The organism is Planococcus sp. ISL-109 (genome assembly GCF_018613655.1).
Classification (GTDB): domain Bacteria; phylum Bacillota; class Bacilli; order Bacillales_A; family Planococcaceae; genus Planococcus.
Genome location: NZ_JAGGPW010000007.1, coordinates 1 through 21,039, shown reverse-complemented (window position 1 = coordinate 21,039; position 21,039 = coordinate 1). Strand labels below are relative to the sequence as shown.

At 46.8% G+C, this 21,039-nt stretch carries 19 protein-coding genes and 2 pseudogenes; 16 read left to right on the top strand and 5 right to left on the bottom strand.

What is annotated here, in order from left to right; translation table 11 throughout:
* The first annotated feature begins 5 nt into the window (after positions 1-5).
* From J7E21_RS08735 to J7E21_RS08710, 6 genes are all read left to right on the top strand, one after another.
* The gene (locus J7E21_RS08735; RefSeq protein WP_215106712.1) at positions 6-221 is read left to right on the top strand and encodes a hypothetical protein; all 216 of its coding nucleotides are present in this window, start codon (positions 6-8) and stop codon (positions 219-221) included.
* A gap of 33 nt (positions 222-254) precedes the next feature.
* Positions 255-701 carry an SRPBCC family protein gene (locus tag J7E21_RS08730; RefSeq protein WP_215106710.1) on the top strand — a complete coding sequence of 149 codons (447 nt, stop codon included), beginning with the start codon at positions 255-257 and terminating at the stop codon, positions 699-701.
* A 135-nt stretch (positions 702-836) separates the two neighbouring features.
* Positions 837-1,022 (top strand): hypothetical protein, encoded by a 186-nt coding sequence (locus tag J7E21_RS08725; RefSeq protein ID WP_215106708.1) that lies wholly within the window; start codon positions 837-839, stop codon positions 1,020-1,022.
* A 578-nt stretch (positions 1,023-1,600) separates the two neighbouring features.
* Positions 1,601-2,668 carry a serine hydrolase domain-containing protein gene (locus tag J7E21_RS08720; RefSeq protein WP_215106706.1) on the top strand — a complete coding sequence of 356 codons (1,068 nt, stop codon included), beginning with the start codon at positions 1,601-1,603 and terminating at the stop codon, positions 2,666-2,668.
* Between the two features lie 147 nt (positions 2,669-2,815).
* Positions 2,816-3,679, top strand: a complete 864-nt coding sequence (locus J7E21_RS08715) for a CPBP family intramembrane glutamic endopeptidase (RefSeq protein WP_215106704.1) — start codon at positions 2,816-2,818, stop codon at positions 3,677-3,679.
* Between the two features lie 129 nt (positions 3,680-3,808).
* Positions 3,809-4,552 carry an aquaporin gene (locus J7E21_RS08710; protein WP_353047759.1) on the top strand — a complete coding sequence of 248 codons (744 nt, stop codon included), beginning with the start codon at positions 3,809-3,811 and terminating at the stop codon, positions 4,550-4,552.
* 159 nt (positions 4,553-4,711) lie between these two features.
* Here J7E21_RS08710 and J7E21_RS08705 read toward each other — a convergent pair whose 3' ends face one another.
* Positions 4,712-5,410, bottom strand: coding sequence for a FadR/GntR family transcriptional regulator (locus J7E21_RS08705; RefSeq protein WP_251047920.1), 699 nt, complete (start codon positions 5,408-5,410; stop codon positions 4,712-4,714).
* A 311-nt stretch (positions 5,411-5,721) separates the two neighbouring features.
* On the opposite strand from J7E21_RS08705, the gene J7E21_RS08700 reads away from it, so the two are divergent.
* Both J7E21_RS08700 and J7E21_RS08695 read left to right on the top strand, forming a co-directional pair.
* Positions 5,722-7,131: an FAD-binding oxidoreductase gene (locus tag J7E21_RS08700; RefSeq protein ID WP_215106700.1), complete on the top strand. Its 1,410-nt coding sequence runs from the start codon at positions 5,722-5,724 to the stop codon at positions 7,129-7,131.
* Entirely contained in the window at positions 7,128-8,123 is a 996-nt protein-coding gene (locus tag J7E21_RS08695) for a bile acid:sodium symporter family protein (protein ID WP_215106698.1), read from the top strand. Before J7E21_RS08700 ends, J7E21_RS08695 begins: the two co-directional genes overlap by 4 nt.
* Positions 8,124-8,355: 232 nt before the next feature.
* Here J7E21_RS08695 and arr read toward each other — a convergent pair whose 3' ends face one another.
* The gene (gene arr, locus J7E21_RS08690; protein ID WP_215106696.1) at positions 8,356-8,772 is read right to left on the bottom strand and encodes an NAD(+)--rifampin ADP-ribosyltransferase; all 417 of its coding nucleotides are present in this window, start codon (positions 8,770-8,772) and stop codon (positions 8,356-8,358) included.
* A gap of 191 nt (positions 8,773-8,963) precedes the next feature.
* On the opposite strand from arr, the pseudogene J7E21_RS08685 reads away from it, so the two are divergent.
* From J7E21_RS08685 to J7E21_RS08650, 8 genes and pseudogenes are all read left to right on the top strand, one after another.
* A pseudogene (locus J7E21_RS08685) lies at positions 8,964-9,128 on the top strand (aldo/keto reductase); the annotation flags it as partial.
* 330 nt (positions 9,129-9,458) lie between these two features.
* Positions 9,459-10,034: a TetR/AcrR family transcriptional regulator gene (locus tag J7E21_RS08680; RefSeq protein ID WP_215106694.1), complete on the top strand. Its 576-nt coding sequence runs from the start codon at positions 9,459-9,461 to the stop codon at positions 10,032-10,034.
* A 79-nt stretch (positions 10,035-10,113) separates the two neighbouring features.
* Complete coding sequence (locus J7E21_RS08675) at positions 10,114-13,278, top strand: bifunctional cytochrome P450/NADPH--P450 reductase (protein ID WP_215106692.1); 3,165 nt, start codon at positions 10,114-10,116, stop codon at positions 13,276-13,278.
* A gap of 216 nt (positions 13,279-13,494) precedes the next feature.
* The gene (nadX, locus tag J7E21_RS08670; RefSeq protein WP_215106691.1) at positions 13,495-14,274 is read left to right on the top strand and encodes an aspartate dehydrogenase; all 780 of its coding nucleotides are present in this window, start codon (positions 13,495-13,497) and stop codon (positions 14,272-14,274) included.
* 87 nt (positions 14,275-14,361) lie between these two features.
* Positions 14,362-15,249 carry a proline iminopeptidase-family hydrolase gene (locus J7E21_RS08665; RefSeq protein ID WP_215106689.1) on the top strand — a complete coding sequence of 296 codons (888 nt, stop codon included), beginning with the start codon at positions 14,362-14,364 and terminating at the stop codon, positions 15,247-15,249.
* A pseudogene (locus tag J7E21_RS16665) lies at positions 15,249-15,729 on the top strand (DUF7000 family protein). Before J7E21_RS08665 ends, J7E21_RS16665 begins: the two are co-directional and overlap by 1 nt.
* A gap of 507 nt (positions 15,730-16,236) precedes the next feature.
* A complete protein-coding gene (locus J7E21_RS08655) occupies positions 16,237-16,740 on the top strand; it encodes a GerW family sporulation protein (protein ID WP_215106685.1) in 504 nt (167 codons plus the stop codon).
* A gap of 144 nt (positions 16,741-16,884) precedes the next feature.
* Complete coding sequence (locus J7E21_RS08650) at positions 16,885-17,853, top strand: c-type cytochrome (RefSeq protein WP_215106683.1); 969 nt, start codon at positions 16,885-16,887, stop codon at positions 17,851-17,853.
* Positions 17,854-18,236: 383 nt separating this feature from the next.
* On the opposite strand, the gene J7E21_RS08645 is transcribed toward J7E21_RS08650, so the two are convergent.
* The 3 genes from J7E21_RS08645 to J7E21_RS08635 are packed head-to-tail and all read right to left on the bottom strand — an operon-like array spanning position 18,237 to position 20,530.
* Positions 18,237-19,910, bottom strand: a complete 1,674-nt coding sequence (locus J7E21_RS08645; RefSeq protein ID WP_215106681.1) for a DUF2207 domain-containing protein — start codon at positions 19,908-19,910, stop codon at positions 18,237-18,239.
* Positions 19,825-20,214 (bottom strand): DUF1700 domain-containing protein, encoded by a 390-nt coding sequence (locus J7E21_RS08640; RefSeq protein WP_215106679.1) that lies wholly within the window; start codon positions 20,212-20,214, stop codon positions 19,825-19,827. The genes J7E21_RS08645 and J7E21_RS08640 overlap by 86 nt, the downstream gene beginning before the upstream one ends.
* Positions 20,207-20,530: a PadR family transcriptional regulator gene (locus tag J7E21_RS08635; RefSeq protein ID WP_215106677.1), complete on the bottom strand. Its 324-nt coding sequence runs from the start codon at positions 20,528-20,530 to the stop codon at positions 20,207-20,209. The genes J7E21_RS08640 and J7E21_RS08635 overlap by 8 nt, the downstream gene beginning before the upstream one ends.
* Positions 20,531-21,039 lie beyond the last annotated feature (509 nt).

The following is a 21,039-nucleotide window of genomic DNA, read 5'->3' as shown; positions in this document are numbered from 1 at the left end:
AGGGGATGCGCGTTATCGATCATCCTTTCTATGCTGCTAATTTTACCATAAGTTTTCATAAATATCAGAAAAGTCAGTTTATTGAGAAAAATACATGTTATATTATTGAAGAAAGTGATTTCGTGGAAGGTGCTTTCGCTTTATCACCTGATATCATGGGGGCGGCCGTTCTAATCATTGGACTAATTGTCTTTTTCGTTTTTCGCAACCGTTCGAAATGATGCAGGGATTTTTAGGCAAGGGGGGATACCGTGATGTGGAATTTGAAGAAGACTGTTTTCATCGACCGCAGGGTGGTGGAAGTCCATCAATTCGCAACGAATCCTACGCTTTGGTACCAATGGTACGCCGGTTTATCTGAAGCTGAAAATCTACTTGGAAATGGCGGCAAAGGCACGAGCATGGATTTGAAGTATTTCTTTTTCGGAAGAGATCTGGCATTGCACGTACTGGTGGTGGAAAATGCACCGATGGAAGATCGCTATGTCTGGCGATGCCTGATTACTGGCGCTTTTGATGCGACCCAAACATGGACTTACGTGCCGACAAACGGCGGTACCGACATTTATTTTGAAATGGATTATGAACTGCCAGGCAGCATCCTTGGAAAAGTGGCCAACACGCTTTATATCAAAAAGCTAATGTACAATTCAGTGGAGCAGACATTGCAGAACTTGAAAGATATCAGTGAAAGCGATTGACGCAAAAAAGGCAGACCCGAAAATCATGCAAATGACTTTTGGGTCTGCCTTTTTTCGTTGTAGTGTGTATTGTCAGTTCGTTAATTTGCTGGATATTACCTAGTATACTTTCATTTTTAAAAGGAGGTTTATTGGATGGATAAAAAAATCAATTACGACTACTCAAAAATATCATTTGCCGGTTTGGGGTTAATATTTGGCACTGCAATTGCGGCAGCCCTAAGTCTTATAATTACTGGAAATGTTATTTGGGCTGGGGTAGGGACCGGAGTTGGACTGGTCGTAGGTGCAGCGATTGATGGCATGAAGAAACGGAAATAGTCTTTATCCCGCTTTTACGGTCAGTAAGACTCCTATTTGTAGAAGTCTTACTGACCGTAAAAGTCCGATTTGGATCAACTAACAGTCAGTGGGGATGAAGAAAACCACCACTGACTGATGTTGCTCTTTATGTATAAAGAGCAACAGGCGCTGGCTTTTACAACACCATTTAGGAGACCTGAATTTTTTTGACGAAACAATATAGTTCAATGGTGAAGTTGGAATGAATTTAGTTATTGTTTTTTGGTATAAGGATACAAAAAACTGAAAGGTCGATGAACAAGATGAAGTTATCATCAGATGTCCTGCCGCGCGCAGTAATTATAGTCGGCATGTAGACGATTTGCCAGCTTAAGACCGTCACTTCGATTTTTAAGTCTTGTTTCACAAATGGTTTTGCGACAACCCAGATTGTTCAACGAAAGTGTTTACGAAACGGCTATTCTGGCTTTATTCATACAAGAGGAAGACCGACCGATTGAAGAAGGGAAATACTTTTTTCGGAAATAGGTGAGAGCCAATTCCAATTGACGGTTACAACTACTCTAAAACTCTAGGTTTGAATAGGGGGAGTAACAATGGGGACCAAAATAAATGAAGAATTACTTAATAATGCTATTGAAAAAATTGGTGACAAAAAAGGTGTTTTTAGTGCAGTACTTTGTGTTGAAAGCGGGGATAACAGGGTTTCTTGGACAGGAGCTGCTGGCGATATGCAACAGGATAGCCAATACTTTATTGCTAGTGTTACGAAACTATATGTAACGACAGTTGTTATGTGTCTTATAGAAGAAGGAAGAATAGAGCTGGATGATAAAATATCAAAATATTTACCTGAGGAACTCATGGAAGGGCTCCATGTTTTAAAAGGAGTCGACTATTCCAATGACATCACTGTAAAGCACCTTATATCCAATACCTCAGGAATACCGGATTACTTTTTTCATAAACAACCCGATGGAAAAACCTCTGCCTCCGAACTTCTGAACGGGAAAGATGGCTCATGGCATTTGGAGAAAACAATAAAGCTGGTAAAAGAGCTTAGCCCCAATTTTGTGCCGGGAAAAAAGGGGAAAGCAAAATATTCCGATACCAACTATCAGCTGCTCGGGAGAATTATTGAAACCATTACGGGAAAAGAAATTGGTGAAGTGTTTCAAAAGTATATTTTTGACGAGCTTGATTTGAAACATACTTATGCATATAAAGACAGCACTGACACTAAGCCAGTGCCGTTCTATTATAAATCTAACAAACTATGGCTTCCCAATTACCTCGTATCAGTCACGCCAGAGGGTGGCATTGTTACTACAGCTGAGGAAGCAATGATTTTCTTAAAAGGATTTTTTAGGGGCCACTTTTTCCCGAAGGAGAATATAGAAGACTTGAAAAAGTGGAATTTAATATTGCCGCCGCCTAGTCTATTTTTCTTTGGAATAGGATTGGAAAAACTTTTTATTCCAAGAATCGTCTCTCCCTTCAAACCGATAACAGAGATTTTAGGGTTTTGGGGACAAACGGGCTCCTTCGCATGGTATAACCCTGATACGGATTTATACTTTACCGGTACTACAAATCAGATAAACGGTGCAGGACATTCTGCTGCATTAAAAGCTATTTTGAAAATCATCAAATCTAAGCTATGAGATATGCTCCGGCGGTTATATAAACAGGGGACAGCGACTTTTTTGGACGAGGATATGGTGAAAAGTCACCAGTCAGGCAGTGGCTTAACTAATGTCTTTAAATTACAAGGATTTATTATAAACTTCCAGAGAGAGGGGAATTATAAAATGATTAAAAAAAATGATAAGCCTCGAACTCTTATGAAGATAAAGGCTGTTTACCCATTTTTTTTGATAAGCTTTGGATTGACATGGGGCATTGCCTCGTGGATGATTTTTTTTAATGAACAGTTTGTTGCCATATTTGGTGAGGTAAGTCCTTCGAACCCCATGTATATTCTGGCTGTCTACGCCCCGGCATTTGCTGCTTTTATACTCGTCTTTCGCTATTATGGGTTGCGCGGCATTGGCAGTTATCTCCGCCGTCTGACGTTGTGGAGGATGTCGCTTGGCTGGTGGCTGTTTCTGTTATTTGGAATCCCTGTTCTCTTTTACCTGGCCTCAGCAATAACCGGCACAATCGCGGATCCTTTCCCATTTAGTCCATGGCATGCCGTTATACCGGCATTGCTGTTTATGCTAGTCCTGGGCCCTGTAGAAGAGTTCGGCTGGCGCGGCTTGGCTCTCCCTCTGCTACAGCGCAGATTTACCCCGTTTTGGGCCAGTGTGATCATCGGTATAATCTGGGGCATATGGCATCTGCCGGCTTTCCTGATTGGCGGAACGCCACAATCTGAATGGGTTTTTCTTCCTTTTTTCATCGCGGCCATCGCGCTCTCAATTATCATGACTGCAATTTTTAACGCATCAAAGGGCAGCATTCTTACCGCTGCACTGTTTCACTTCCAGTTAAATAACCCCATATGGCCGGATGCTCAACCCTGGGATACAGTCCTGTTTAGTATAGTTGCGTTGGCAATAGTGATCTTCAAACGAAAAACAATGTTTACCCACAGCAATGCAGTAACCACAATTCTTTATCCTGGAGATGAGCCACCCTATCAGTTAACCAAAAAAACCGTTGATGGATAAGGGGGGACTATCCTCTTTTTGCCAACATCCGACTAGATATATCACCAAATAGGTGCAATTAATCAATAGCAAATGGAGCGATTTCTCCAATTTTCAATTGAAAATCCATTATGGAAAGAGGGGATCAAAGTGAAAAAGTATTTGGCGGAGTTTATCGGGACTTTTATTTTAGTATTCCTGGGTACGGGTACAGCGGTTGTCTTGGGTGGTTATACAGGAGGGACGGACACCGGATACCTCGGGGTTCTTGCCATCGCTCTGGCGTTCGGGCTGTCGATTGTGGCCGCCGCATACGCCATCGGCCATATTTCAGGTTGCCATGTGAATCCTGCTGTTTCGCTGGCCGTTTGGATGTCCGGCAACATAAGCACTAAGGAAGTGGGCGGCTATGTCATCGCGCAAATCGTCGGGGCATTTGCAGGCAGTGCGTTCCTTGCTTTTATCGTCGCGAGTTCGACCAGCCTGGAAGGGTTCGGAGCTAACGGCTACGGGGAGTTGAGTGCGGTCGGCCTGAATCTGACAGGCGCGCTTGCCGTCGAAGTGGTTTTGACCTTCATCTTTGTATTGGCCATTCTCGGTGTCACTTCGAGCAAGGCGACTTCTCATATGGGCGGAATCGTGATCGGGTTGACGCTGACACTCGTCCACCTGATCGGAATTCCTTTGACCGGCACGTCCGTCAACCCAGCGAGAAGCCTGGCACCTGCCTTTTTTGCCGGTGGCGACGCACTTGCCCAAGTATGGATTTTCATTGCAGCTCCTCTTGTCGGCGCAGCACTTGCGGCTCTTGTGTTTAAATCATTCTTTGTTGTAAAAGAAGAGACTGGTATTGAAATAGCCGGAAATTCCGGGATTGATGAAGTCAACAAGTAAACAAAAAGCCGCTTCCTCGTAAATCAGGAAACGGCCTTTTTCTGTTTTGCCGGTTAGTTATCCGAAAGAAAAACGCCAGCTCTGAGATCAATTGATTTCAGAGCTAGCGTTTTCGTATTTAAGGGTAAGACGGGCGTTCTTCATTTCATACTCCGCCTGTTAAGTCGATCTATGTAGTTCCAAACGGATGCGGGAAATATGCCGGTTCATCAGCTGCTTTGCGAGTTCACTATTGCCGTCGGCGATTGCGAGGTAAATCTCTTCGTGTTCTTTCAGTGTATCCTGATGTCGGCTGGCATCGGTAAAGCGGTGCCTGCGGGTGGCGCGGATATTTTCTTCCATCCTGATGGAGAGCGTCTCCATCAAATCGATCAATAATTGGTTTTTCGTGGCGTTCGCGACTTGCAGGTGAAAGTCCAAGTCGGCCTGAACACCGAGTTCGGGATCATTTGCAGCGCCGGCCATTTGGGCTAGCACTTGCCTGATCGCTTCCAGGTTTTCAGCAGTGGCCCGCTGTGCGGCGAGGGATGCGGCTTCAACTTCAAATGCCCTGCGCAGTTCGAGCATTTCGTCGATCAGAAGGGCTTTCGTTTCGTCGATGTGGGTGCCGAGCTCATTGCCGAGCATATCCCGTTTGGACGCAGCGAGAAAGCTTCCGCCGCCTTGGCGGATTTCGATGACGCCTCTACTTTCCAAGCCTTTCAATGCTTCTCTGATGGAATTCCGGCTGACCCCGAATAGAGTAGCGAGATCACGTTCAGAAGGGAGGCGGTCGCCAGGTCTCAAGTTCTTTTCCAGGCAGAGAACGTTAATCTGTTCCACTATAAATTCATACGTTCTTTTCTTTGGATTCAGCATTACACTCTCTCCCTGCACGCTTGTTTTTTACGTTTCTCTTTACCCCGCTTTAACGGTCCATAGACTTCCACTTTTCCAAGTAGAAGTCACAGTCCGTAAAAGTCCGATTGGATCAACTAACAATTAGATGGGGGACGGAACCCCCATCTAATTGAAGTTTCTCTTTATCATACAGGACCAGTGAATTTGTGTGTGAAAATACGCATTGTACTTTTCAGATTATTATGTATAATTGGGGTAATTGGTTGGACCAATTCACAGGGAAGGTGAATGTTTTTCCGTTTTTATAATGAACATCAGCAGAGGAGCGAATGAGCATGGCAATCGAACGTCTAGAAACGATCCTTGAAAGCTTAAAGGAACATTTGAAAGCAGAACAGATTAGCGTCAATGAAACGATCAAGGAATTGCACGGCAAAGATGAATCCTACCATAAAATGGAGTTGCCCGATATTGTGGTGTTTCCTGAAACGACGGATCAGGTTTCAGCAATCATGAAGCTGTCACAGCAATACCAGGTACCGGTCGTACCATTCGGCCTTGGGACCAGTTTAGAGGGCCACGTCATCCCGCAAAATGGTGGAATGACCATCGATTTTTCATTGATGAATAAAGTGTTGGCCGTTTTTGAAGAAGATTTTCTAGTGACTGTGCAGCCAGGTGTGACGCGGACGCAGCTCAATAAGGAATTGAAAAAGCACGGCTTGTTTTTCACGGTAGACCCTGGAGCGGATGCGACGCTTGGCGGAATGGTTGCTACCAATGCCAGTGGCACCACTTCTGTGAAATACGGCGTCATGCGCGACCAAGTGCGTGACTTGGAAGTTGTTATGGCTGACGGAACCATCATCCATACCGGGAACAAGGCAGCCAAATCCTCATCCGGACTTCATTTGAATGGTTTGTTTGTCGGGTCGGAAGGGACGCTCGGCTGCTTTACTGAAATGACGCTGCGCGTCTACGGCATTCCGGAATTCATCACCGCAGCGCGCGCTTCGTTTCCAACAGTAAAAGACGCTGTGGAAGCGGTCGTCTCGATCTTGCAGGCCGGCATCCCGATCGCCCGCGTGGAACTAGTGGATGAGCAATCGATGAGGCAAGTGAATGAATACAACGATACCAATTATAAAGAAATGCCGACGCTGTTTTTGGAGTTTCACGGCAATGAAGCAGGACTCCAGCAAGACGTGGAATTCATGCAGGAAATCGTCACCGGCCATGCGTGCGAAGAAGTGGCATTCGAAACAGACACCGCAGCGCGCAATCAGCTGTGGGAAGCACGCCATACGTTGGCATATGCTTATATCCACGGCTATCCCGGCAAAAAAATGATGGTGACGGATGTTTGCCTGCCCATTTCTGAACTGGCAGGAGCTGTTGGGCATGCACGGGAAAACCTGATGGCGCTCGATTTACCGGGCGGCATCGTCGGACATGTCGGAGACGGCAACTTCCATGCGCTCATCATGATGGATATGGCTAATCCGGAAGAAGTGGCGAGAGCCCAGGAATTCAATGAACGCATTGTCGTATACGCACTCGAACGCGGCGGTACGTGCACCGGTGAACATGGCGTTGGCATCGGCAAGCGAAAATACCAACAGCAAGAACATGGCGCCGCACTGGACGTTATGGAAAAAATCAAACGTGCGCTGGACCCTGATAATTTACTCAATCCCGGCAAAAACATCAAAGTGGAAATGAAGGAGCCGGACCAATGAAGATGCTGCAATCATTAAGTGCCATCGCTGGAAAATACTTTGCCGTCTGGGTCATCCTGATTGCGCTGCTCGCGTTTTTCTTCCCGGCAGTATTTCTCGGGTTCGGCGGCTATATCACAATCCTTCTCGGTGTCGTCATGTTCGGAATGGGATTGACGCTCAAGCCCGTCGATTTTAAAATCATCGCCAAAAGTCCGCTGCCAGTCGTCATCGGGGTGGCCGCGCAGTTTCTGGTCATGCCGTTCGCGGCATTCGCCATCGCTTATTTGCTGAAGCTGCCGCCTGAACTGGCCGCAGGGCTCGTGCTGCTCGGTTGTGTGCCTGGTGGTACGGCGTCGAACGTCATGGTTTATTTGGCAAAAGGAAACCTCGCGCTGTCTGTCGCGATGACTTCTTTATCCACTTTGATGGCGCCGATCATGACGCCGCTCTTGTTGTTGCTGTTAGCTGGGCAATGGCTGCCGGTCAATCCGGTGTCGATGTTCCTGTCGATCATCCAAGTGATCATCATCCCGATTGTACTCGGCATTTTGGTTCAGCGGATTTTTCCGAAAGTGGTCGCGAGAAGCATCTCCGTCGTGCCGCTCATTTCTGTTGGTGCTATTTTAATCATCGTGTCAGCGGTGACAGCGGCCAATGCTCAAAACGTTATCAGTTCCGGGTTTATCGTGTTCCTGGCAGTCTTTTTGCACAATAGCTTCGGCTTGGTGCTCGGCTATTTGACGGCGATGGCGATGGGCCTCAACGAAACGGATCGCCGTGCCATCTCGCTCGAAGTCGGCATGCAGAATTCCGGTTTGGGGGTCGCACTGGCGACAGCCCATTTCAGCCCACTTGCCGCACTCCCAAGCGTTTGGGCTGCGATTTGGCACAATATTTCAGGGCCAATCTTGGCTACAATCTGGTCGAAAAAAGAAGCTGTACCGGCCGATTCGACAGATAGTGAATTGGCATCGCGAGTCAAACCAGCGATCAATCCTGGAACGAAATAAGTGAACGAAATGCAAGAAAAAGCCATCCGACTTTCGGGTGGCTTTTTCAAATGGCATAAAATCCCTTGTTTTAAAGGGGTAAGATAAATCGCACTCTATCGGATTATTCTTCATATGCTATAGGTTTTGGCACTCAACTAAGTGGTTGTTTTCGTATGGGCAAGTTTGGCGGAAGAATTGGCTTACTGTATCAGCATGTACAATTTTGGGGATATAGCCAGTCCCCCGAAAATCAATCGATGATGACCGCCTTGCCCTGTTCACGCAATTTTTTGATCGAATCATGCATATGATTGATTTGCTCCTCGGAATGCCGTTCCCAAGAACCTAATTCCGCGATGATTTTCAATGGCGATTTGGACCGGTACGAGCGTGTCGGGTTTCCGGGAAATCGTTTGTCGGTCAAGTTCGGGTCGTTTTCGAATTCACCGATGGGTTCGACGATGTAAATCCGTTCTGGTGAATTGGAGACGGCGAGTTCCGCGCCCCATTTGGCAGCGTCGAGTGATGCAGTGAAATAAATATAATTGGATTGTTTGTTCTGGAAGTTGGACGGATTTTGTGCTTGCAAATGGTCTCCAATGTGTAACTTTGCTTTCGTTCCATGAAAGAAAGGGCCTGGATCTAAGACGTCTTTTGGATCATTCATACGGCTCGACCTCCTGCATGATTGGCTTATATATAATAGTATAGGGCAGTGGTTTTGGAAAGAGTAGTCTGAAATTTTTTTCAGTGTAACCTGGGGTCGTCCAGTCCGGCTCGCATCGTTTATCTAAGCACATAGCGAGTAGAGACTGGTATACGTTTTTTACCAAATCGACTTTCTAGAAGAGGTGTCAAATGATGAAAAATGAGTTCGCGATAAAACATAAACTCGGCCTGGGGACAGCGCCGCTTGGCAATATGTTCAGAGACGTTCCGGAAGAAGAAGCGATGGCGACGTTCCAGTCTGCATGGAGTGAGGGGATCCGCTATTTTGATACGGTGCCGTTTTACGGTGCAGGAGCTGTTGGAGCAGGGGCTTGTTTCTTCCCGAGCGGTTTTGCCGGGGAGTAAGATGTAATTCGGCATAATAGCACGAAAAAAAGGTTTCGGTTTAATTACCGGAACCTTTTGTAATACGCCAGATTTGAAAGTTTTTCTTCTCTTGAAAAGTTTAATCAGCTCTGCTGCGCGTGATAAACTTCCTCGAAAAGGTGCACGATGACAAAGCTACCGGTTCAAGAAATCCATCCGCACCCCTGAGTTGTGAGAATGATTGCGTCTTGAGGAAAAATAAGTTAAGATGCTAAGGAATGAATGTTCATTCCGTAATATAAGGAGGAATTATCCCAGATGCCGACATCTACTAGTAAACGTGATGCTATTATCCATAGTGCGCTGACTTTATTTGCAGAGCGTGGATATGATGCCACGACGATTCCGATGATCGCCACAGACGCCAAAGTGGGGGCAGGTACGATTTATCGTTATTTTGAAAATAAAGAGGTTCTCGTTAATACATTGTTCCAGCATTACGTGACATTGTTCAGAGAGGCACTGGAGAAAGACTATCCTAAGGAATCCGGCATTCGTGAGCAATTTCATCATTTATTCCAGGGAATGGTCCGTTTTACGAATGAACATGATCATGCCTTATATTTTATCAAGACACATACTTCTGCTTATTTTCTTGATGCAGAGAGCCGGGAACAATTTAGCCATTTGCTGATGATTCTGCAGAATTTCTTTGACGCAGGAAAAAAGAAAAAGCACATTAGAGAACTTCCTTCTAAGGCGCTCATTGCCATTATCTTCGGCGGTTTTCTTCAGCTTTATCAGCTGATCCGAGCAGGTGAGATTGAGGCCTCTGAGGAATTATTGGCAGGAGTAGAAGAAAGCTGTTGGGATGCTGTGCGTCATCATCAATGATGAGGCTCAGTTTTTTTTCATGTTTTAAGGAATGAATATTCATTCCGTTTTTTTAAACTTATAAAAGAGGTGCTTAGTAATGATTGAAATGAAAAATCTTCCGCAACCGAAATCGTATGGACCACTCGGCAATTTACCGCTGATTGATAAAGAAAAGCCTGTGCAATCGTTCATGAAGCATGCCAGAGAACAAGGGCCGATCTATCAATTCCATTTTCCGGGACGTGTCAGCACATTTGTTTCGAGTGCCAGCTTAGCTGCCGAAATTTGTGATGAGACGCGCTTTGATAAAAAAGTAGGGCCTGCTCTTCAGAAGGTGCGCGCATTCGGCGGCGACGGCTTGTTCACAAGCGGAACAGAAGAACCGAACTGGAAGAAAGCTCATAATATATTGCTGCCGAGTTTCAGCCAGCAGGCGATGAAGGGCTACCATGAAAAAATGATTGACCTTGCCTCGCAGCTGATTCACAAATGGGCACGGCTCAATCCGAACGAAGAAGTTCATGTGCCGGATGATATGACGCGCCTGACGCTGGATACGATCGGGCTGTGTGGGTTCGACTACCGTTTCAACAGCTTTTACCGCGAAGATTCCCATCCATTCATCGAAAAAATGGTGAGGGCGTTGGATGAATCGATGAGCCAAATGCAGCGGCTCGGAATCCAGGACAAACTGATGGTCCGCTCCAAGCAACAATTCAAAGAGGACATTGATTACATGTTCAACCTTGTCGATCAATTGATTGAAGAACGCAAGCAAGCGGGAGACCAGGGAGAAGACGATTTGCTGTCCCATATGCTGAAAGGAAAAGATCCGGAAACAGGCGAATCTCTGGACGATGAGAACATCCGGTTCCAAATCATCACCTTCCTGATTGCCGGGCACGAAACGACAAGCGGCCTTCTTTCTTTTGCAATTCATTACTTGCTGAAGCATCCTGACAAGCTGCAAAAAGCGTATCAGGAAGTAGATGAAGTGCTCGGCGACGAGACGCCTTCGTTTAAACAAGTCAAACAGTTGAAGTATGTGCGGATGATCCTGAATGAAGCCTTGCGTCTGTGGCCGACTGCACCGGCATTTTCCGTTTATGCGAAAGAAGACACAACACTTGACGGGCAGTATAAAGTGGGGAAAGGAGAGGCGTTGACCTTGCTGATCCCGGAACTGCACCGTGATCAATCTGTCTGGGGAGAAGATGCGGAAGCATTCAGACCGGAGCGGTTTGAAGACATCTCGAAGATTCCGCATCATGCGTATAAACCTTTCGGAAATGGGCAGCGGGCATGCATCGGGCAGCAGTTTGCGCTTCATGAAGCGGTACTTGTCCTCGGTATGATATTGCAGCATTTCGAGCTGGTGGACCATGCCGATTATCAACTCGATGTAAAAGAAACCTTGACGTTCAAGCCTGACGGATTAAAAATGAAAGTTAAATCCAGAAGAAATGTCCAGGTGTTTCAAACTCCTCCTGCTGAAGAAACAGCAGAAACGCTGGTAGAATCCAAGCCGAAACATGCAATCAAATCACATGGCACACCGCTGCTTGTGATGTACGGATCCAATCTCGGAACGGCCGAAGGAGTAGCCCGTGAGCTTGCGGAAACTGCACGCCATCAAGGATTTGAAGCGATGGCCGCTCCATTGGATGACTATGCGGGGGATCTGCCGGCAGAAGGGGCTGTCCTGATTGTCTCTGCGTCGTATAATGGAAATCCGCCGGATAATGCGACCCGCTTTATGGACTGGGTGATATCTGCTGATGAAGCCGATCTCAATGGCGTCACATATGCTGTCTTTGGCTGTGGGGACCATAATTGGGCAACCACCTATCAACGCGTCCCGAGCATACTGGACGAACAGCTGGCAGCTAGTGGAGCCTCAAGACTCCTTGCGCGCGGTGAAGGAGATGCAAGTGAAGATTTTGATGGAGACCTCGAAAAGTGGCAGGAGCGGTTATGGCCGACTTTAGCGGATCATTTTGACCTTGATTTCGAGAAAGGCGATCATTCGACCAGCCAAGTGTCGATGGAATTCGTCAGCGGCATCAGCTATGCGCCGGTTGCCCGCACGTACGATGCTTTTACAGCAATTGTGGCTGATAACAGTGAGCTGTTGAGGACTGATGAACGCAGCACCCGTCATATTGAAGTCCAGCTGCCTTCAGATGTTAGCTTCCAGGAAGGAGACCATCTTGGGGTATTGCCTGAAAATTCTCCGGCACTGGTGAACAGAGCGCTCAATCGATTTGATATGAAAGGTGAAGAGTACGTGATTCTTGGCGAGGGTACAGGAAGAGCGAACCACCTGCCGACCAACCAGCCTGTTCAGCTCGCGCAATTGTTGGCGAGCTATGTGGAACTGCAGGAGCCCGCGACTCGCGCTCAAATTCGTGAGCTCGCCACCAGCAACCCTTGCCCGCCGCATAAAATGGAATTGGAAAAACTCGTAGAAGATGAAGCTTATAAACGGGAAGTTTTAGGTAAACGCCAGACAATGCTTGAACTGCTGGCACACTATCCTTCCTGTGAGATGGAATTCGAGCGCTTTATTTCATTGCTACCGGCTTTAAAAGCCCGTTACTATTCCATCTCCAGTTCGCCGCGTGTGTCGAAAGAACAGGCAAGCATCACAGTCAGTGTAGTGCAGGGCGCAGCCTGGAGCGGCAAAGGCGAGTATGCAGGAGTCGCTTCCAATTACCTGTCAACACGTGCGCTGGGGGACAAAATCGCGTGCTTTATCCGGACACCGCAAACGGCTTTTCAGCTGCCTGAAAACCCTGAAACCCCAGTGGTTTTTGTAGGGCCAGGAACAGGGATTGCGCCTTTCCGCGGCTTTATCCAAGCACGCCGTGTTCTGCAGGCGGAAGGAAATACATTGGGGACAGCCCATCTGTACTTCGGATGTCGTCACCCCAAACAGGACTTTTTGTACGAAAAAGAGCTGAAACAAGCGGAACAACTCGGGCTGATTGAACTTTACAGCGCTTTTTCGAGACAGCACGATAAAAAGGTGTATGTCCAGCATTTAATGAAGAACAATGCCCAAGCGATTCTTTCGCTGTTGGATCAGGGAGGGCATCTGTATATTTGTGGAGACGGCAGCAAGATGGCTCCAGAAGTGGAGGGGACATTGATCCATTGTTATCAAGACCTTCACGAAGTAAGCCATCAGGAGGCAGTCGCATGGCTACAGGAGCTTGAGCAATCCGGCCGCTTTGCGAAGGATGTTTGGTCTGCGTCTTAAAATATAAAGAGAAACTTCAATCAGTGGGATTTTCCTCATCCCCACTGATTGTTAGTTGATCCAATCGGACTTTTACGGGCTGTTAAAGCGGGCTAACCAGCAATTGCATACAGAAAACGCCACCTTCAATGAAATCAACTGATTTCGAAGGTGGTATTTTTGTATTTAAGGGTAAAGAAAAGTATGGATCATTCAGCGGAACGGAGGAGAGCGATTATGAACATCGGGATTATCGGAACCGGCAACATTGCGTCGTATTTGTTGGAGCAGGTGAACGCTAAACGCATGTGCGACGAGCGGGTCACAGCCGTTTTCGGGCGCAACCGGGAAGTGGGCCAGCGCTTGAAAGAGCAGTTTGATATTGAGTTTTATACGGATTTGCAGGAATTTTTGAAGACGCCGCTTGATATTGTCGTGGAGGCAGTTACCGTAGAAGCGGCTAGTTTGTTTTTGAAAGACGTGGTCGTGCACAAGAAAGACCTCATCGTCAGCAGCATCGGTGTGTTTAAAGAGGCTGGTTTTCTTGGTGAATTGAAAATTTTGGCGGAAACGAATGGCACGCAAGTCTTCCTGCCATCCGGTGCGATCGGCGGTTTGGACATCTTGCAATCGGCGAAAGCGCTTGGGGGATTAACGCACGTACAGATCACGACGAGGAAATCACCCGTCTCTCTCGGCATGGAATCGGACGAAGAGCAGGTGTTGTTCGACGGCTCCGCGTTTGATGCGGTCGAAAAATTCCCGAAGAATGTCAATGTCGCACTGGTGCTTGCGATTGCCGGTATCGGCGCGGAGAAAACGAAAGTGCGCGTCATCGTCGACCCAGCTGTTGAACGGAACACCCATACGATCGAAGCGCAAGGGGATTTCGGGAAGATGCAGTTGCATATCGAGAACAACCCGATGCCAAGTAACCCGAAGACGAGCCTGCTCGCGGCATTAAGCATTCTCGCTGTGTTGCAGAACAAAGGCAATGTCCTCCGGATCGGAAACTGAGTGCGCGTTTAAATGCAAGAAAGGGTTTTTTCGTCTGGAAGGGAAACTAGTATTTGAACAGCTAACACGACAAGGAGGTACAAATGAATGGAAAACGTTAAGGAAGGATTTATCCCTGTGACAGGTGGAAATGTCTGGTATAGGATCAGCGGCAACGGTCCCGGGATTCCGCTATTGGTGTTGCACGGAGGGCCTGGGTCGAAAAGCAGCGATAGCGATCCGCTCCGGCAATTGGGAGTAGAACGGCCGGTGATCCACTATGACCAGCTCGGATGCGGCAAATCAGATCGGCCAACGGACACAAAGCTGTGGACAGTAGAGCGCTATGTGGAAGAGTTGGGGCAAGTGATCAAGGCGTTGAAACTGGAAGAGGTCCATATTCTCGGCCATTCCTGGGGCACGATGCTGGCCGCTTCGTACTTGTTCAAAAAGCCAGCCGGCGTCCGCAGCGTTATCTTCTTAGGGCCGGCTTTAGATGCCGAGAGATGGGAGCAGGACCAACGCAATTACTTGAAACAATTCCCCCAGGAGCTCCAGGAGACTGTTGAGCGGAGTGAGCGGGAACAAACAACGGATTCTGCGGAGTATGGGCAAGCGATGCGGGCTTATTATAAACGCCATATGTGCCGCATAGATCCATGGCCGCAGGACATGTTAGAGGATATGAAAGTGATGAACCATCAAATCTATAATTTCATGTGGGGAGCTTCCGAATTTACCGTCACCGGCACATTGAAGCATTTTGATGCTACCGAACGCTTGTCAGAAATTGACATTCCGGCCCTGTTCGCATGCGGCCGCTTTGACGAAGCCACTCCGGAAGCGACTGAGTATTATGCGAGTCTCGTTGCAGATGCGGAATTCCATGTGTTTAAAAACAGTTCGCATACGCCAGGGGTAGAAGAACCAGAAGCGTATGTGGAGAAGGTCCGCGAGTGGCTGAATCGACAGGAATTGCGGCCGGGTGAGAAGTGATGAAAACCTTGAATCAGCTAATACATGACTACACTGGCTATTTGCGACAAGGAGAAATACAGGCTGCGTACAAAGGCATATTGGAGTTTATCGGCAAATTGAGAGCAGATTTTATTGGGAAATACCCGCATAACGACATCGGTAGTATATATCAAGGTTATATGGATATGACTTATTTCTCATTAACTACAGAACCGCTAAAAAAAGGGGCTAAAAATTGCCATTGTTTACTTGCACGAAAAGGGAGCCTTTGAAGTTTGGCTTTCCGCTCGGAACAGGGATATAGCAAAGAAATACGGATTTCTAATAAACAGCAACATTTCAGATGACATCATTGTGTTTCATGATGATGCGAATCAAGATGCCATCATCGAATGCACATTGAGATCCGTACCAAATTTTGAGGAACAGGATTCGCTTATAGAGAGGATTGATCAGGAAGTCCGAAAGTTCATAAGCGCTGTATCCCGTCATCTATGAAGTCATAGCGTGCGCCTGCGAAAAAAAATCTAAACGATTTCGATAATACACGATAATTCATCCCCGCTTAGTTGTGGATTTCCCTACACTAAATTAAAGTGGGGTCTTCGGTCAGAAAATGATGAATTGCTTGTGAAACTGCATTCGTAATTTCCATTTATCCCGATTCAATCCCTATGTACCGCTCAATTATGGCTACTTGATTTTTTCGATAAACATACAGTAGCACCTTCGGAATCGCTTGATTTTATTGAAGGTGGCTGATTTTGTATACATGTTTGCTGTATAAGTAGAATTATGTTTGGCACAGGGACCCGGTTTTCTTAAGGCGAAATTCAACAATGTCTTAAATGAAATAGAGGGATAGCTCCGGATAAAGCGAATTTATAATACTACCAGTTTGGCGGGTGAAGGAATGTTCCCGCTTGCCTCTTCGGCCGCTTTGGGCATGGCGCAAAATAAGCTGTACATTTCCATTAATACAACTATTTAAAAGGAGTGAAGAACATGGATGAAAAAGATTTAACACCGTTCAAATCGTCTCCAGTGCTTCCGGTTTTTGAAAAGTTTTCAACAGTACGCGATGTTTCGCTCGTCTATGGCGATCCGATCGAGATGCATGGCAGAACCATTATTCCGGTAGCTAAAGTCAAATACAGCGTCGGCGCAGGGGCCGGCGGCGGTTATGAACATGAAGACAAAGATCCCGAGTCTTCCGGCTTCGAGGAAGTTGAAGGAGGCCACGGCGAAGGGGCGGGCGGCTCTTTCCAAGTGAAACCTGTGGGCATTTACGATGTCACAGCTGAGAAGACGGTTTACCGGCCGATTGTTCCGATTGAGCTCATTATCCTTATGCCGCTCATGATGACTGGACTTGCGTTTTTAATGGCTAAAAGCCAAGATAAATCCAGCGGTAGGGATCACAAAAAAAGAGGCCGCATGCGTACTGGCCCTTGCTGCAAAAAAAAGGGGCAAGGCATGAAGATGACAGGCATGGGGCATAGCGATTAAGGTCAGTTGCCAAAAGCCATCTGGAAATCAAATGATTTCCAGATGGCTTTTCATGTGGGAAAATGCGCAAAGCATTTTATTATCGGCATTATAGTTTTAATGACATTTTTTAGAATATAATAATAATGACTAGGAGGGGTGTAAATGAAAAAAGCATTTTTGTATGCAAGCGTATTTTTATTGATTTTAGCAATTGTTGCTATTGCTGTTTTATCCAGTGAGCTTTCCAGGGAAAAGGAACAGCAGTCCCAAGCGGGTCCGACTCAACAAACAGAAGAGAAATCCGTTGCCGGGATCGAGTACAACCCGCCATCAATTGAAGAAATCCCGGATGGTCCGGAAAAAGAAGCAATTCTCAGAGGCCACGAACTGGTCGACGATACTTCTCAAGTATTGCGTTCTGAAGCGGCTTCAGTAGAAGATGGCGAGGCTGCCGTCAATGCCTTGTCTTGTACTAGCTGCCATGCTGGAGCAGGGCTGGAAGAAGATTCGTCTTCATTAGTCGGCATGACTGCCGTTTATCCCGAATACATTAGCCGCTCGGATAAAATTGTAACCATTGAAGAAAGAATCAATGGCTGCATGGTGCGGAGCATGAATGGCGAACCTTTCGCCGAGGATGATGAAGATCTGGATGCGATGGTTGCGTATTTGAAATACATCTCGGAAGGCATTCCAGTGAACGCCGAGCTCCCTTGGCGCAAGACGAATATTATGGAAGACGTTCCGATCCCTGATGTCGCGAACGGGGAAGAACTGTTCCAGCAAAGCTGTATCGCTTGCCACGCGCAAGACGGATCTGGAACAGGCTCTAACACAGGCCCTGCAGTTTGGGGAGACGGTTCATTCAATGATGGGGCTGGCCTCGCCCGCATGTCCAACATGGCTGGTTATATCCAAAACAATATGCCAAAAGGAAATGAAAAATCTTTGGATGATCAACAAGCTGCTGATTTGGCTGCATTCATCCTTTCACAGGACCGTCCTGAATTCGACAAGCATGACGGCGATTGGGTTGGCGGCGGACGCCCAACCGATTCGATGACGAAAGAACTCCGCGACCAAGTGAAAGACGGCACGATCAATTGGGAAGAAGTTTTAGCGGGAAATTAGTATTGAATATAGTGTAGATAAAAATCTTATGCGCTGTAAGCGTGAAAATTCAGCTGCAGGCAAAAGCACTTTGGCAAAATATATCCGAAAAGGTCAAGTGGGTCGATACAGATAACTATCTTGGAGAGATGATTCTTTCACAGAAGCTGTCCCATTCGAAAACGTAAAAATGTTTAGAAATGATATGGCATCTACTAATGACTATTGAACTGAACCCCGAACGATGGACACTTTAAAAAGTGACATCATTCGGGGTTCAGTTTGCTTATGCAAGGGGGGCTTATTGTTTTCGGAATACAATTGCAGCAGCTATAGAAGACAATCCTATAACGAGCGCTAGTGGAACTGCCCTCGCGCTTAGGGCTTCAGCTATATAGTTCGATTCAAAAAGCGCCTGATCCGCCGCCACCGCCGCCGACTCCACCACCAGTTCCGGCAGAGCCGGCGCTGGCTGAGGCACTGGAACTGGTCGTTGTGCTGGCTGTGACGAATACGGCTGTCATGAATACAGGGTTGGTGACAAAACTTGAGCCGTCTGTTTCCGATTCAGCGGCAGTGAACACCGAAGCTCTCCGTTCAGCGGTTTTTTGGTCGCTGCCGATGAGGTAGGCAAAGGCGCGCTGTTTTTCATCTGTCGTCAGGCGGTCCCATTGTTCAGCGGGCAATTCTTCCATCGCGGCTTTTAATTGCCGCCACTCATGGCGCAGCTCGTGGCCACGCCTTGTAATCGGAGCATAGCCGAGCGCAAAACCGAAGGCAAGCATCGCCAAAATGATAGACGCAGCCATCCACGGAAAGAGTTCGTAAATGCCCATGTAGATTGCGAGGCCCATGAAGGCGGCACTCATAATGCCGGCTATCCAGCGCAATCCGGTATGATTCTCAAAAAAACTTTGGGCATTCACTTCGGCGCCGACGCCAGTATTCCACTTGGCTATTGTCTCGTTATAAGTTTCGTGATTGTCCTCATTCTTCGTATAGGTCTCGACTTGTTCAAGCGTAAACTCCTGGCTGTTGCCGATGCGGTCGAACAACAGTCCTATCAGCACGTCTTCATGTTTGTAATCGGTCGTTCTCTCGATCAGCTCGAACCAGTCTTCTGACAGCTGCCGGATATTACCTTTGCGCATCAGATCCAGGATGGCTGCTGAAATGGCGTTCGGCGACAAGGTGGAAGAATTCGTGAAATACAGCAGAGCAGGAATGCTCATCGATTCTTTCGGTACGAAAAATTCGGATGGTTGACTTCTGATTTGCCGCTTGCGCCGAGAAGCCCGAATCCAGCTGAGTAAAACGATGGCTAACAATATGGCACCGAGTATCGCGATGGCGGGAATTCCGATACTTTTTGCGGTTTGTTGGCTTTCGGCAAAAGCCGCAGCTTCATTTTCCAGCCGCTCGCGATCTTCCGCCAACTCATCGCGGACGCTTCCGCCTTGAGCAGTCACGCCGGGAAACAGTTCGGGTTCGAAAATCGCGCGGATATCCGCGTTTTCACCGTCCGGTACATGGCCAAGTGCAAAAATGGCTGTCCCGTCTTCTGCGATGCTTGATGTGTCGAACGCTTCGTCATAACCGAGCGCTTCCGTCTCAGTTGCCGGGGCAGGGGGAATGACAGAAATCGTCATGTCGCCATATTCACTTTCGTTGCTTCTGTCGAAGAACGGCCAGTAGAACTCGGCGCCGTCTTCATACTTTTCGACAGCACCCGTAATTTGGTAAGTGAGTTCGACTTGGACTGTTTCACCGTCTTCGCCTGCACGGTAAATCTTATACAGGCCGTCTTCCATCTCGACCTCCAGGGCATTGCCGTTTTCAGCAGCCGCGAACCCTTCGATTGACGTTCCTTCCTTTGGAATCAGGCTCCGCGTGATGCCTTCAAAATCACTGTCGAATTGATACGTAAACTGTTCGGTTACATCGGCTGTTCCGTCTTCATTCAACTGGGCATCAATCCGGACTTCCGTAATGTCAAAATCGACGGCAAACGCCTGCGTCGGAATCAAAAGCACCAAAACGAACACCAACAAAAAAGAAATTGCTTTTTTGTTTTTCACGATTCATCACCTCTTGCATAGGAGTACGGTTAAGGAGGGATAAAGTTTCACTGGGCTTTGTGGTGAGCCAATAATCAAGGTGTTCATTTTTTAGCAAATTATTATCAAAAGATATAAAATTGTGATAAAACGGTGTATATTCTTCCGGGGCGCCGAGTTCAGCTGCGATTTCGCTGTCGGTTTTGCCGTCTGCCTGGCCGTTCGCGAAATACTCTTTAATGTCTTGGAGAATATCGATGCGTTCTTCTTGTAGCAAGCGTGTCAAAGCAGTTTCAAGTTCTTGAAAAAATTGGTTTTCAGTCATTTTGCACACCCTCTTCTATTAGTTGGTTGACCCCATCGGTGAAGCTTTTCCATTCTTCGAGTTGTTCCTGCAGATACGTCCGGCCGAGTTCGGTGAGTGAATAATATTTCCGCGGTGGCCCTTCGCTCGACTCCTGTAAATAGGTGGTGAAATAGCCTTCCTTGGTGAGCCGGCGGAGCAGGGGATAGACAGCACCTTCCGAGATCGCGATGCGGCTCGAGATTTTCTGCACGAGCTCATAGCCGTAGTGGTCCTGTTTATCCAACAGCACAAGGACGCATAAATTCAGCGCGCCTTTTTTGAATTGAATGTTCAATGGGAATTCCTCCTTTCTTATCTAATATTTAATGAACAGTAGTGATTAATGAATGATATATCATGTAGTATTGTTTAATGCAAGGTAGTAGGCTGAATTAATTGAAAATTATTTTTTCTTGATAGGATAGCCAATTTTAATACACAAAAAAGGATGGCTTCACAATTCGGAATGAATTGGAGCCATCTTTTTGATTTTGCAGTATCCTATTATTCAAACTCGATTTCTGTCGTCATGACACGGCCAGTCGGGTGTGGGTCAAAGCCGGTGATGTTCTCTTTGCCGGCAAGTGTCACTTTAAGTGATATTTTGCACCTTATTCAAGCGCTATTTTGCATGTAAGTTAAAAAACTTCATCATTATCGCTTGGTTTCTTTTTATGATTTTCAAAAGTTATCAGTATTAGAGGATTATCTATATTTAATAATAAAAGTTAAAAAACCGAATTTGTGAAAATTGATCTATCCTACTTGCCGGTTAATCTACTTTCTAATATTATAATTGTTAAA

Excerpts from the sequence above, each read along its gene's own strand:
- J7E21_RS08735 (WP_215106712.1), top strand. The coding sequence starts at position 6 with ATGCGCGTTATCGATCATCCTTTCTATGCTGCTAATTTTACCATAAGT.
- J7E21_RS08700 (WP_215106700.1), top strand. The coding sequence starts at position 5,722 with ATGAGCATGGCAATCGAACGTCTAGAAACGATCCTTGAAAGCTTAAAG.
- J7E21_RS08725 (WP_215106708.1), top strand. The coding sequence starts at position 837 with ATGGATAAAAAAATCAATTACGACTACTCAAAAATATCATTTGCCGGT.
- J7E21_RS08655 (WP_215106685.1), top strand. The coding sequence starts at position 16,237 with ATGGATGAAAAAGATTTAACACCGTTCAAATCGTCTCCAGTGCTTCCG.
- arr (WP_215106696.1), bottom strand. The coding sequence starts at position 8,772 with ATGAATGATCCAAAAGACGTCTTAGATCCAGGCCCTTTCTTTCATGGA.
- J7E21_RS08720 (WP_215106706.1), top strand. The coding sequence starts at position 1,601 with ATGGGGACCAAAATAAATGAAGAATTACTTAATAATGCTATTGAAAAA.
- J7E21_RS08665 (WP_215106689.1), top strand. The coding sequence starts at position 14,362 with ATGGAAAACGTTAAGGAAGGATTTATCCCTGTGACAGGTGGAAATGTC.
- J7E21_RS08640 (WP_215106679.1), bottom strand. The coding sequence starts at position 20,214 with ATGACTGAAAACCAATTTTTTCAAGAACTTGAAACTGCTTTGACACGC.
- J7E21_RS08695 (WP_215106698.1), top strand. The coding sequence starts at position 7,128 with ATGAAGATGCTGCAATCATTAAGTGCCATCGCTGGAAAATACTTTGCC.
- J7E21_RS08705 (WP_251047920.1), bottom strand. The coding sequence starts at position 5,410 with ATGCTGAATCCAAAGAAAAGAACGTATGAATTTATAGTGGAACAGATT.
- J7E21_RS08650 (WP_215106683.1), top strand. The coding sequence starts at position 16,885 with ATGAAAAAAGCATTTTTGTATGCAAGCGTATTTTTATTGATTTTAGCA.
- J7E21_RS08730 (WP_215106710.1), top strand. The coding sequence starts at position 255 with ATGTGGAATTTGAAGAAGACTGTTTTCATCGACCGCAGGGTGGTGGAA.
- J7E21_RS08715 (WP_215106704.1), top strand. The coding sequence starts at position 2,816 with ATGATTAAAAAAAATGATAAGCCTCGAACTCTTATGAAGATAAAGGCT.
- J7E21_RS08675 (WP_215106692.1), top strand. The coding sequence starts at position 10,114 with ATGATTGAAATGAAAAATCTTCCGCAACCGAAATCGTATGGACCACTC.
- nadX (WP_215106691.1), top strand. The coding sequence starts at position 13,495 with ATGAACATCGGGATTATCGGAACCGGCAACATTGCGTCGTATTTGTTG.
- J7E21_RS08680 (WP_215106694.1), top strand. The coding sequence starts at position 9,459 with ATGCCGACATCTACTAGTAAACGTGATGCTATTATCCATAGTGCGCTG.